Raw genomic sequence first — 12,631 nt, forward strand, 5'->3', positions numbered from 1 at the left:
CACGCCCCTTGATCTGTGCTTACAGAATGTACCGGGAGAGATCCTTGTTCTCCACGATATCGCCAATCTTGTCGTTGACGTAATTCTCGGTAATGGTGACGTCACCGCCGCCCATGTCCGGCCCTTCGTATAACAGGTCTTCCAGAAGCTTTTCGAGCACGGTCTGCAACCGCCGTGCCCCGATGTTTTGGTTCTCGTGGTTCAATTCGAAGGCCAGTTCGGCAATGCGCTCGATGGCCTCCATAGTGAAGGTGACCTTGATGTTGTCCGTGCCAATCAACGCGATGTACTGCTTGACCAGCGCGTTGTTGGGTTCGGTCAGGATCCGCACGAAGTCCTGCTTGCTAAGGTCGTTCAGTTCGACGCGAATCGGGAAACGTCCCTGCAATTCGGCGATCAGGTCGCTGGGCTTGGATTCGGCGAAGGCCCCGGCCGCGATGAAGAGGATGTGGTCGGTGTTGATGTTGCCGTACTTGGTCTTGACCTGCGTCCCTTCAACGATTGGCAAGATGTCCCGTTGGACCCCTTCACGGGAGACATCCCCGCTATTTTGGCTACTGCCCTTGGCAATCTTATCGATTTCGTCCAGGAAGATGATCCCGGTGTTTTCGGCCCGTTGGATGGCGTCATGGTTGATATCGGCGTTGTTGACCAACTTCTCGGATTCCTCGGCGATTAGGATCTCCCGGGCTTCGGCGACCGTGACGGTCCGCTTGATCCGCTTCTTCGGCATGATGGACCCCAGTGTATCGCTCAGGTCGATGCCCATCTGGCCCAACATGTTGTTGTCAGTCGCGTTGGCCTGTTGCGGGTCGTCCATCTCGATCTCCACCATGTGGTTTTCCAGCAGGCCCTTATTCAGCTGTTCCGTTAAGGAGAGCCGTTCGTTACGAATGTCGTCCGTGACTTCCTCGTCTTGCTTGGGCGCGGTGGGCGTCTGCCCGTTTTGCATCTGGGAGAACATGTTCATCATGTTGGCAAATTCGTTGCCATTGTTCTCCTTTTTCTTAGCGGGCGCCATCAGCTTGACCAACCGCTTGTTGGCCGCCTGGGTGGCATCGGCCCGCACGTTCTTGAACTGGTCGTGCTTTTCCATGGTCACGGCGACCTCGACCAGGTCACGCACCATGGACTCGACGTCCCGGCCGACGTACCCGACCTCAGTGAACTTGCTGGCCTCGACCTTGGTGAACGGCGCGTGGACGATCTTGGCTAACCGCCGCGCAATTTCCGTTTTCCCGACCCCGGTCGGTCCGATCATCAACATGTTCTTCGGCGAGATCTCTTCTTGCATCGCCGGGTCCAGCTGCATCCGCCGGTACCGGTTCCGTAAAGCAATCGCGATCGCCTTTTTGGCATCGTCTTGGCCGATCACGTACTGGTTCAGCAGGCTGACGATTTCTTTTGGTGTTTTGTTAATCGCATCCACGATAGAATTCCCCCGTTCGTTAAAGTTCTTCTGAAATGACGTTTTCGTTGGTAAAGATATCGATGCCCCCGGCAATGTGAATGGCACTTTCGGCAATTTCCTTGGCCGTCATGTCGGGTGCGTGGTGGTGCAGGGCCGTGGCGGCGGCGAGGGCGAAGTTCCCCCCGGAACCGATGGCCAGGATGTCGTCATCGGGTGCGATGACTTCACCGGACCCGGAGACCAGCAGCATCTCGTCCTTGTCCATGACGATCAACAGGGCCTCGAGCTTCTGTAAGGCCTGGTCGGAGCGCCATTGCTTGGCCAGTTCCACGGCGGCCCGTTGGAGATTCCCGCTGTATTCGTTGAGTTGGGCTTCGAACTTTTCTTCCAAGTTGAAGGCGTCGGCGACACTGCCGGCAAAGCCGACGACCACTTTATTGTTGTAGATCCGCCGAATCTTGTGGGCGGTCCCCTTCATGATGACCTTTTCACCCATGGTGACTTGTCCGTCACCCGCCATGGCGTTGTGCCCGTTGTGACGAACGGCACAGATGGTGGTTGCTTCAAATTTTACTGGCATAACCGCATGCTCCTTTTTAAGTTGTCTAAGTTAATCGTGATGCTCCTCCGTGGCCCGGGGAAAGAACTGCCGGTAATCCCGTTGCAGGTGTTCCCGCGTCACGTGGGTATAGATCTGAGTGGTGGCTAAACTACTGTGGCCGAGCAGTTCCTGGACGGAACGAAGGTCGGCCCCGCGGTTCAGCAGGTGCGTGGCAAACGTGTGCCGCAGCATGTGGGGATGAATCTCGGTGGTCAGGCTACTGCGCTGAATGATCTGATTCAACAGGTAGGTCACCCCGGCCGGCGTCAACTGGTGGCCCCGGTGATTCACGAACACGAAGTCGTGGTGCTCATCGTGGGCCGCCATCAGCGGCGTGCGCGCGACCTGAAGATACTGGGTCAACGCGTCGAGGGCGTAATGGCCAAACGGCACGTAGCGCTGCTTGTTGCCCTTCCCGGTGATCAGCATCAGCCGGTTGTCGAAATCGATGGCCGTCAGCGTCAGGTTCACGCACTCGCTGACCCGCATCCCCGTGCCGTACAGCACCTCGAGCAACGCGGAATCTCGCGTAGCCAACTGCGAGTCGGGATTAGCGGCCGCCGCCGTGAAGAGCGCGGTCATTTCCCGCTCGTAGAAGAACCGCGGCAGGTGGTCCTGATGTTTCTTCAGCTGCACGTAGGCGAACGGATCGTCTTTGGCCAGCTGATTACTCATCAGGAAGCTGTAAAACGAGCGCATGGTCGACAGTTTCCGGGCGATGCTGGTCCGCGCGTAGTGGTGGTCGTACAGGTGACTCAAGTAGACCTCCACGTCGAGCTGATCGACCTGGTCCCAGGGCTTGGTGCCCCCGTTGGCGGCTAAGAACTGCCAAAATTCGGTGAGATCCTCCCGGTAGGCCTTGACCGTCTCGGCGGAATACTGCCGTTCACCGCGCAGGTAGGTCATAAATTCCTGAACTGCTTGATCTTGCATGCTGCATCCCTCCTGCACACCTGTAATGCTAGCAAACGATTTCTAAAAACACAACTAACTCATCAAATCACGGGTCCTCTAGGCCCCACAAGACAAAAAACGCAACACCCGCGGGTGTCACGTCTTGCGTCGTTACTTTTGCGGAGCTTCCTCGTAGTCGCCGTTCGGGCACACGATTTGGCTGCCGCCTCGGATCTTCTTGCTGACCAGATAGTGGCCATCCTTCGGGCAGTCCCGACCGACCGGCTTGTCCCAAGAGACAAAATCACAGTCAGGGTAACGGGAACAGCCGTAAAAGATCCGGTTCTTCTTGGATTTCCGTTCGATGACCTGCCCCTGATGACATACGGGACACATCACGCCGATCTCCTTCACGATGGGCTTGGTATTGCGGCAGTCCGGGAAGCGCGAACAAGCGTAAAACTTCCCGTAACGCCCCATCTTGATGACCATCGGGGCCCCACAGATGTCACAGTCAAAGCCCGCCGGTTCGTCACGAATCTGAATCTTTTCGATGGCGTCTTCGGCGTGAGCCACTTCCGTCGAGAAGGGCTTGTAGAAGTTGTCAATGACCTTAACCCAGTCCTGCTTACCGGCTTCGATGCCGTCCAGCTCGTCTTCGAGCCCGGCGGTAAAGCCGACGTTCACGATGTCTGGGAAGTAGTCCTTGATGATCTTATCGACGATTTCCCCGAGTTCGGTCGGTTCGAACCGCCGGCCCACGAGTTTTACGTAGTAACGCCGTTGGATGGTGTCCAACGTTGGCGCGTAGGTCGACGGCCGGCCGACCCCGTTTTCTTCGAGGGCCTTGATCAGGTTGGCTTCGGAGTACCGTGCCGGCGGCTGAGTGAAGTGTTGGGCCGGATCGGTCTTGGCCAGGGTGACCTGGTCGCCGATTTCAAGGTCGGGCAACAGGTTGTCCTTTTCCTTGCCGTCCTTGTAGATCTTCAAGAACCCTTCGAACTTCATCTTCGAGCCGTTTGCCCGGAACGTGACGCCGTTTTGTTCGATGGTCACGGCCATGGTATCCATGATGGCGTTGGTCATCTGGCTGGCCACGAAACGGTTCCAGATCAGCTGGTATAACCGGAACTGGTCCTTGTTCAGGCGGTCCTTGAGGCTGGCCGGCGTCCGGAAGACCGAGGTTGGTCGGATGGCTTCGTGGGCGTCTTGGGCCCCTTCCGGCAACTTGCCCTTGATGGGCTTGGTCGCGGCGTATTCCGCCCCGTACTTCTCGTGCAGGAAGGTGGAGGCCTCGTGCTTGGCTAAGCTGGAGATCCGGGTCGAGTCGGTCCGCATATAGGTGATCAGCCCCTGCGTGCCTTCCTTCCCCAGGTTGATGCCTTCGTAGAGCTGTTGGGCCGCCATCATGGTCTTGCGCGTCCGGAAGTTGAGCTTCCGGTTGGCGTCCTGTTGCATCGAGCTGGTGGTAAACGGTGGTTGCGGCGACCGTTTCCGTTCTTTGCGGACCACGTTGGTGATGTCGAAGGCCTGGCTCTTATCGATTTGGCTTAAGATGTCCTGCACGGCGGCGTTGTCCTTTAAGCCGTGCTTCTTGCCCTTGAGGCCGTAGAAGCTGGCCGCAAAGGTCGTCCGGGCCTTCTTGAAGGCGCCGTCGATGGTCCAGTACTCTTCCGGTTGAAAGGCCTTGATCTCGTTTTCCCGCTGAATGATCAAGGCTAAGGCGATGGACTGTACCCGCCCGGCACTAAGTCCCTTCTTAACCTTCTTCCACAGCAGTGGCGAGATGGAATACCCCACCAGCCGGTCGAGGATCCGCCGCGCCTGTTGGGCGTTGACCAGGTCCATGTCGATCGACCGGGGCGTCTTGAAGGCTTCCTTCACGGCGTCCTTGGTGATTTCGTTGAAGGTGACCCGGTTCTTATCGGTCACGTCGAGGTTCAGGATGTGGGCCAGATGCCAGGCAATCGATTCACCTTCCCGGTCGGGGTCAGACGCCAGATAAACGGCCTTGGCCTTCTTGGCCTCGGACCGTAAGCCCTTGATGACGTCACCCTTTCCCCGAATGGAGATGTAGTGGGGATCGTAGTTGTTGTCAAAGTCGATTCCCATCGAGCTCTTCGGCAAGTCCCGCACGTGTCCCAGACTCGGTACGACCTTGTAGGTCCGCCCCAGATACTTCTCAATGGTTTTGGCTTTCGCGGGTGATTCCACGATCACCAATTTTTTTTGTGTTTTTTTCCGCTTACGCGGGCTGGTTTTTGGTTTCGCCTTGGTTGGCAATGCGCATTACTCCCTCAAGTGGTGGTGCGGTAAAGCCCCATAGACCGGGCTTACGGGCAACCACAAATTTATTTTGGTTCACGAAGCATAACTTCGCGTAACGCTTCACTATAATCCAACTCATAGTATTTCAAGTGATGGTCGCTTGTCAACTAAAAGTTCTTCCATTATATGTTCGGAATTAAGGATTGGTTTCGCACCGGCCAGGATTAATTCGTTGGTTCCGACCGAATTGGGCGCGTCGATGGGGCCCGGAATCGCCAGGACATTGCGGTTTTCCTGCAGGGCGAAGTTGGCCGTGATCAGGCTACCGGAACGCCGGGCCGCCTCGACCACTAAAACGCTTTGACTCAACCCAGAAATCAGGCGGTTTCTTTCCACAAATTGAAATTTGGCTGGGCCGGTCGCCCAGGGGTACTCGGAGATCACCAGCTGGGAATGCGTGAGGGTGCGCATCAGCTCGCGGTTGCTGGCTGGGTAGCACCGCCCCAATCCGGTCCCTAAAACGGCGATTGTGCTCCCGTGATGGGCCAGGGCTACCTGATGGCCCAGGGTATCGACCCCCTGCGCCATCCCCGAGATCAGACAAATCTCGGGGTGGGCCACCACCGCGGGCAACACCTGGCGCATGGCCCGCACGGCGTACCCGCTGGGATGACGGGTCCCCACGACCCCCAACCCCACGGCCTGCAACAACCGGGGATCGCCCAGGTAGTACAGCACCACCGGCGGTTCGTAAATTTCCCGTAGTAACGGCGGGTATTCCGGGTCCTCGAGGGTCACGTACGGCGTGTACTGCAGGTTCAGGCTTTCACGTTCAAGCACCTGGGCCTGTTGCCAGCCAAAGCGGATCTGCGGCGCTTGATTTCCCAACGGTAAAGCCGTCAGTAAGTCCGTGACCACCGGGGACGTCACCGTGGTCACCTGCTGGGCGACCAACCACCGCCAAATCTTCAAAATCGTCTTGCGACCCACTCCGGGGATGAACGTTAAGCGTACTAAAAAATCACGGCGTGTCAGGTGCATGGGCACCGCCTCCTAGGTTCGTTTAGGAGTAACTCCGTGATTCATCGTCAATTATTCGGTTGAAAGGGCCGCCTTCACCGGGGCAAAGCTGCGCCGGTGGATCGGGGTCACGCCCCGTTCGGCCAGCCCGGCCAGATGCTCGGCGGTCCCGTACCCCGCGTTCTGGGCAAAGCCATACCCGGGATACAAGCGGTCGTAACTGTCCATCAGGTGATCCCGGAAGACCTTGGCCACGATACTGGCCGCCGCCACGCTGGCACTCTTAGCGTCCCCCTTGATCAACCGCGTTTGCGGCAGATCCACGGGAATCTGCATCGCGTCGACGATCAGGTGCTGCGGCGCCAGGCCCAGGCCCACAACGGCGCGCTGCATGGCGATGCGGGTCGCCTGATAGATGTTGACCTGGTCGATCAGCTGCGGGCTCGCCGCCCCAATGCTGACGGCCTCGGCCTGGGCCAAAATAATGGGATAGAGCCGGGCCCGCTCCTTGGGGGTCAGCTGTTTCGAATCGTTGACCAGGGGCACGTCGAAGTCGGGTGGCAAGATCACCGCACTGGTGATCACCGGGCCGGCCAGGGGCCCCCGCCCGACCTCGTCGATGCCGGCGACCCGTTGGCCCCGTTCCCAGAACGGCCGCTCGTAATGCAAGCGTTCCTGGAAGGCCGCCTCGGCGGCCGCTTGCTTGGCGAACCGCCGCTCGAGTTGTTGGCGCAACTGTTGAGCGCCCTTCCGCGGGTCGGCTTGTAAGGCCAACAACCGCGGATCATCGGCCGTGGTGACCGTTGCAAGGTCCCGGCGCAGTTGGGCCAGGCTCGGGCGCTTCTCCTCAGTCATGCGGGGTCGCAGCGGCCTTTTGCGGGGCCCGGTCCAGGGTGAAGCCCCCCAGCTTTTGGCGCCGGGCGTCCAGGATCAACCGTTCACTGGCCCGTTCGTAGTCGTCGCGCATCCCCACGTTCGCGGTGATCTTCAGCAAGAGGTCGACGTCACTGAGCTCCCGGTCAGCGGCACTCAGATGGTACCGGGCCTCGAGCGCCGCCAGATGGTACTGGCGGAAGAAGGACAGTGCGTACAGAGCCACGTCGTCCTTGGCGTAGAGCTTTTCCTTGATGGCCCCGGTCAGCGCCAGCTTCTGCGCGGTCGTCTGGTCCTTAAACTTCGGCCACAGGATTCCCGGGGTGTCGAGCAGCTCCAGGTGCTTACTGGACCGCAGCCATTGCTGTCCCTTGGTGACCCCCGGCGTGTCGCCGACCTGGGCGGCCTTGCGACTGACCAGGTGGTTCAGCAGCGTGGACTTCCCGACGTTCGGGACCCCCACGGTCATGGCGCGAACGGGGCGTTCCTTGAGCCCCTTGGCCTTTTCGGCGGCCAGCTTGTCCTGCAGGATCTCCAGGGCCAGCTTCGTGATCTGCTTGGGCGTCACGTTGGCGCGCGAGTCGATGGCGATGGCGGGCTGGTGATGGGCGCGGTAATAATTTAACCACGCCGCCGTTTGTTGCGGGTCGGCCAGGTCTTTTTTGGTGAGGATGATCAGGTGCGGCTTGTCCCGACTGATCCGCGCCACCTCGGGATTCCGGGATGCGGCGGGGATGCGGGCGTCCACCAGTTCGAACACGATGTCGACCAGGTGCACGTTTTCTTCCATTTGGCGAATCGCCTTGGCCATGTGGCCGGGGAACCATTGAATAACTGACATGAATTGTACTCCTTTGTGATATCACGACTTGTAAGGCTTTTTAGCCGCTTTGATGTACATTATTTTGTGAAATTTACCAAAGATTTATCGTGTGACCTGCAGTTGTTTCTTCCATATTATTGAGTTACTGATCCTAGATAAAAGGCCGTTCTACCCTTTTATGCCCCTTTTCAAAATCCATAAAAATTATTCTTTCCCAATAGGCATTTAAAAGAAAAAAGATAAGATGGAAACTCAATTAACAATTCCCATCTTATCATTTTTTATCCTTAATTGAGGTATCGTCGTTGCTTCCAATAAAAGAATTTTTCAAAAAACCTAAAATTAAACAATGCAAGTTAGCGTGTTGGGTTAATGACACTCTTGCTAAAGATAGCATTATTTTGCATTTCTTCAAGCCGCCGATTCAGTGTGTAGGTAGATAGAGCTCTTTGTAATTGGAGTTTTATTTTCCCACTGCAACACATAATTAGTTACAGGCATGTATTATCTTAGTATATTTTCTGTGTCTACTTCCTTGCAGGACAATTATCGTTAATAAATTATACTCTTTCTGATAGCCAAGTTTTACTTTGAGTGCCGATATAAAGATTACCAAATTCGGCTTCTAAAATACTCAGGGATAATATTACCAAATTTTTCAATAATTTTCCCTTTATTCATTCGTAGCCAATGTAATACTTCTTTATAGTCTGCAGTATCAACACCCATTTCCTCACAAAACAAGCGTGCCAAAACGCGATCGCTAATCCCAGCACCATACATTACTTGTTCTGTTTTCTTAGGTAATCCAAGTTTCATTGCAACCTGTAGTTTTTCTAATCGCGCATACTTTACAGGATCTGTAATAACTTCCATTAGAGCAGTCAGTTTTAACTGCATATCAAATTGAAATGCCTGGCTACAAATAATATACACTTTTTCAACTGTAGGTTTACGATTTGACAACCTAATGTCCGGGTACTCTAATTTCCATGACTCGAGAATTTCAATATAGCTGCTCCCTTTAATCCACTTATTTAACAAGAAACGATAAAGGCTATCTTCAGATTGATTCTTTATAGAAACGGAGGTTCGTAGAATTGGCCAAATATCGGTAATAATCTGTTCCATGTCATCACTTGTGATAATTACTTCATCATTGCTATCTACAAAACTCTTAATAGTTAATGCTTCATTAATCCCAACCATCATTTTACTCATGGTCAAAACATCATGTCTATCGACAACTAGACGACTAATCCTCTCACCGAGATACTTAAACGTCCAGAGCATTAAATCAAATTCATCATCTCGTATACATGTAGAAGCAAACATTTTTTTAACAACATTTTCTATATTTTCTTCCTGAACGCCCTCCTGAATTACATTCCATATAGACATAAGATAATTTTCAATTTGCCATATACCATTTGCTTTTTTTAAAAATAAGCGTCGATATGCTTTGGCTTTACTAGGAGAATCACCCTTGACTCGATTTGAAATCCACTCCATCGGATTATCAAGAAACTCAGGAACACACCACTCAGATGCCCGGATGTCTTCTGATCTACTATATGAGTTAATCGCTGTAGGCATGAATAATGCCGCGAGAGAACTTCCTAGAGGTTCTGCGGGGGCATCTATTGCTAGACTATTCAACGCATGTTTCACGCGCTCATCAGAGAAGGAACTGATATTCTGCATAAAAATGATGTTTCCTTCATTGATGACCCCAGTTCTTCCGACACGTCCAATTAAGTTGATTGTATCTCTGTTATTCAATTCCATTTCGCCATTTCCAATCGAGGTTATAATGATGGTCTTAATAGGCAAGTTGACCCCTTGCGCAAGAGTATTCGTGCACAGTAATAGAGGAATATTTCCGTTTCGAGCCTCAAATTCTAAAGAACCACGAATACCATCAGGGATGTCCCCATCATGCACAAATATTCCGTTCCGGTACGCTCTTACAAGAACTGAGTCTTCACCAAAATTCAGTTCAAATAATTTACATAATGCCACAACCGACTCATTACCATCAATTAGAATTGGAGACTTTTCCTGTAGCTCCATGAAAACCTGAGCCAGGCCCTTAATAGTATCCTTTCTCGGAACATATACAGCGACCATCCCCCCCTTCATGAATTGCCTTGTAGTTAATGCTGTAGCCCACCGTATACCCTTTGTACGATTTTTGATAGTAAAATCAGGCTGTATTTTGTTTTCTTTTATCTTAACTGGATCAAAAAAGTACGGAAATTTCACCAGTGCTTTGGCTTCCTGAAGTTTATTCCAAATATAAAGCTCTCCATGCATCGTCTTATCGTTCCAATAGGAATATCCTAAGACTTTTTCAAGTTTTCTTGGCGTTAACTTGTTAACGACATTATTGTTACCAGAATTAAACCACTCAGATACTTCGTTTGGATTGCCGATCACGGCTGAAACAAATATTTTCTGTATTTCGTCCGTCACAAAAAAATTAATCGTGCTAAGTAACAATTCAAATGTTATTCCCCGATCACTATTATCTAACTGATGAGCCTCATCAAAAATGAACAACCCAGTTTCACTTAAAAAATTAGGGTCATACCGAATCATAAACAACAATTTTTCCGGAGTAACAATTAATATCGCGGGACGCTCTATCAAACTGAAATCTGAAAAATCAAATTTTAATTCGGTACTGATACGATTAATATCAACCTCTTCATCATGAAATTGTAGCTTCAAATCCAAGTAAATCTCATCACGAATTGATTTAAACGGTGCCACAATGACTGCTATATGAAAGGAATCCCGATACAAACTAGCCCTAAGGATAAGCGAAAATGAGGCAGTTTTTCCAGACCCGGTGGGAAGTTGAACCACTGCCGAATTTCCTCGAAAAACATTATGCTTTCCAAGTTCCCGTTGGGCACTCCAAAGAACGGGATGTACTTTTCTAGCAGTAAGCGGTAAAACCCACTTTTGCGGGTCAGTATCTGAAAAACTTGGCATTAGATTAATCGTGGCATTTTCCCAACACTGCCGGATAATTTTTTGCACGCATTCCGCTGCAATTATATCTATGTCATGGTCACGCCGATACGCATCCTCTAATAATGAATCTACCTGTTTATATAGGATACTAATATCTTCGCGACCCGAAAAGACAAGGGAAGTAGTCAACCCAATTTTGCTATTTTCCCATGGAAAGTTTACGTCTCCGTATCTGATGACCTCAGCTAATACTCGCTCGGTTGAACTAAGTTTGTCACCTGTTAGTCCTTTTAGTACAACCGCACTTGCACCTGGATAGCCCGCAAATACGTATGCTGTCGCTGAAAATAAGATCAGTTCCTCATCGCCAAATAGCTTATTAACATCTAAATTAATCTGTGGCAATGTTTCAAAGAACTTGCCAGCAAATTCTAATTGCGAACGAAAATGTTGATTAACAGCCAAATTATCTTCACACAAATAATCAGTTACAGATGATAGTGCATAGTAAAGAAGCTTATTCCACATTTTTCTATTACTGGATAAGTCTGAGCTTCTTGCAAATTCTTGTTCTTTAAGTCTTACCCAGATATCGCGTAGTACTTCATTATTCGTTGTCAAGATTGCTTACCCCTAATTCACTGTACAGAGCATTTATTAACTTTTGAATTTCTGAAACTCCAAAAGCAATCATTCTCAATGAATCAACATGTTGAGACTCTTTCGTCACAACTTTTTTCACGGTATTTTGATTAAGCTGCTTCTGATCCACAACTGCTGCTGCAACATACTGAATTTGGTACGGCCTCTCAATTGGATTTTCAAATCTTGCTATTTCACGGTATGAATACCCATCTTGATTCTCCTGCCGCTCTCGATGTTTTATTTTTAATTTAACCGCATTCAATCCAACACTACCTCGTTTAGCACTAAGTAGGTCAATACTATCCTTGTCAGAGTCATTTATAGCAGCCTGTAATCTTTCACGAACAGTACGTGTCGATCCAGTCTTAATCTCACCAATGCATAATAAATCTTGGTCAGATTCATGATCTGAGTCTTGATAAAACCGAATTGCAACTATGTCTGACCCTTTCGTAGATTCCTCTTTATTGGATTTTTCCGAATATCTTAAAAATAATGTTGGAACCCAGAAATTTTCAGTGTACATTAAGTACTCAGCAACCAAAATCTCACCAAAATCGCCACTTTGAAATTTTTTGTTTTCGGGATATACCATTTCCTTTAGGAAATCAATTGGTTCATTCTCCCCGATATCTTCCATGCCTTCTAGCAAATCTTCATCTGAGATATATTTGTGTCGAAAAGATCTCGCCCAATCAGCAATCACCTTAATATTGTCAAATGGTGCTTGAACCAAAATTATTTCAATATTATTTTCTTCAATATTTTGAATAGGATCAAAATGAGCATAACTGTTCATGTACTCGGGTATATTCAACATCTGCCTCCAAGTAAGTTACTAATTGCTTAAATTATACGCTACATATTCATTTTGAATGAAAGTACTTCAGACATTAAGATTAGTCCCATGTATTTCCAAAAAATAAACTATACTACATAATCATAATATCATATGACCATTCAACAAATCTATTTGCCAAAAAATTTGCCAAAATTTGCTGCTTATTGCTTAGCATTGCACAACTCATCAAAATAAACGATCCCATCAACTCGTTAAATGGCAGATTGTAAAATTTAAGTTGAACATTTAAGTGGACAGAAAAAACCATCAAGG

At 50.5% G+C, this 12,631-nt stretch carries 9 protein-coding genes and 1 pseudogene; all 10 read right to left on the reverse strand.

Annotated elements, in window-relative coordinates; all coding sequences use genetic code 11:
* Nucleotides 1-19: 19 nt before the first annotated feature.
* The gene (gene hslU / locus FD37_RS03515) at nt 20-1,429 is read right to left on the reverse strand and encodes an ATP-dependent protease ATPase subunit HslU (RefSeq protein ID WP_045807818.1); all 1,410 of its coding nucleotides are present in this window, start codon (nt 1,427-1,429) and stop codon (nt 20-22) included.
* A gap of 19 nt (nt 1,430-1,448) precedes the next feature.
* A complete protein-coding gene (gene hslV / locus FD37_RS03520; RefSeq protein WP_045807819.1) occupies nt 1,449-1,991 on the reverse strand; it encodes an HslVU peptidase proteolytic subunit in 543 nt (180 codons plus the stop codon).
* A gap of 30 nt (nt 1,992-2,021) precedes the next feature.
* Nucleotides 2,022-2,945: a tyrosine recombinase XerC gene (gene xerC / locus FD37_RS03525; RefSeq protein WP_045807820.1), complete on the reverse strand. Its 924-nt coding sequence runs from the start codon at nt 2,943-2,945 to the stop codon at nt 2,022-2,024.
* A 132-nt stretch (nt 2,946-3,077) separates the two neighbouring features.
* Nucleotides 3,078-5,189: a type I DNA topoisomerase gene (gene topA / locus FD37_RS03530; protein WP_056963492.1), complete on the reverse strand. Its 2,112-nt coding sequence runs from the start codon at nt 5,187-5,189 to the stop codon at nt 3,078-3,080.
* 120 nt (nt 5,190-5,309) lie between these two features.
* On the reverse strand, nt 5,310-6,215 hold the full coding sequence (gene dprA, locus FD37_RS03535) for a DNA-processing protein DprA (RefSeq protein WP_056963494.1): 906 nt from the start codon (nt 6,213-6,215) through the stop codon (nt 5,310-5,312).
* Between the two features lie 51 nt (nt 6,216-6,266).
* Nucleotides 6,267-7,049, reverse strand: a complete 783-nt coding sequence (locus FD37_RS03540) for a ribonuclease HII (protein WP_056963496.1) — start codon at nt 7,047-7,049, stop codon at nt 6,267-6,269.
* Nucleotides 7,042-7,908 (reverse strand): ribosome biogenesis GTPase YlqF, encoded by an 867-nt coding sequence (ylqF, locus tag FD37_RS03545; RefSeq protein ID WP_056963498.1) that lies wholly within the window; start codon nt 7,906-7,908, stop codon nt 7,042-7,044. The genes FD37_RS03540 and ylqF overlap by 8 nt, the downstream gene beginning before the upstream one ends.
* Before the next feature lie 591 nt (nt 7,909-8,499).
* Entirely contained in the window at nt 8,500-11,493 is a 2,994-nt protein-coding gene (locus FD37_RS03550) for a DEAD/DEAH box helicase (protein WP_147007656.1), read from the reverse strand.
* Entirely contained in the window at nt 11,480-12,334 is an 855-nt protein-coding gene (locus tag FD37_RS03555) for a Hachiman antiphage defense system protein HamA (RefSeq protein ID WP_147007657.1), read from the reverse strand. The genes FD37_RS03550 and FD37_RS03555 overlap by 14 nt, the downstream gene beginning before the upstream one ends.
* A 115-nt stretch (nt 12,335-12,449) precedes the next feature.
* Nucleotides 12,450-12,631 (reverse strand): annotated as a pseudogene (locus FD37_RS13115) (hypothetical protein); the annotation flags it as partial.

This window comes from Levilactobacillus spicheri DSM 15429 (assembly GCF_001435095.1).
Taxonomy (GTDB): domain Bacteria; phylum Bacillota; class Bacilli; order Lactobacillales; family Lactobacillaceae; genus Levilactobacillus; species Levilactobacillus spicheri.

Coding starts and splice junctions, on each gene's coding strand:
- ylqF (WP_056963498.1), bottom strand. CDS start 7,908: ATGTCAGTTATTCAATGGTTCCCCGGCCACATGGCCAAGGCGATTCGC.
- xerC (WP_045807820.1), bottom strand. CDS start 2,945: ATGCAAGATCAAGCAGTTCAGGAATTTATGACCTACCTGCGCGGTGAA.
- hslV (WP_045807819.1), bottom strand. CDS start 1,991: ATGCCAGTAAAATTTGAAGCAACCACCATCTGTGCCGTTCGTCACAAC.
- FD37_RS03540 (WP_056963496.1), bottom strand. CDS start 7,049: ATGACTGAGGAGAAGCGCCCGAGCCTGGCCCAACTGCGCCGGGACCTT.
- dprA (WP_056963494.1), bottom strand. CDS start 6,215: ATGCACCTGACACGCCGTGATTTTTTAGTACGCTTAACGTTCATCCCC.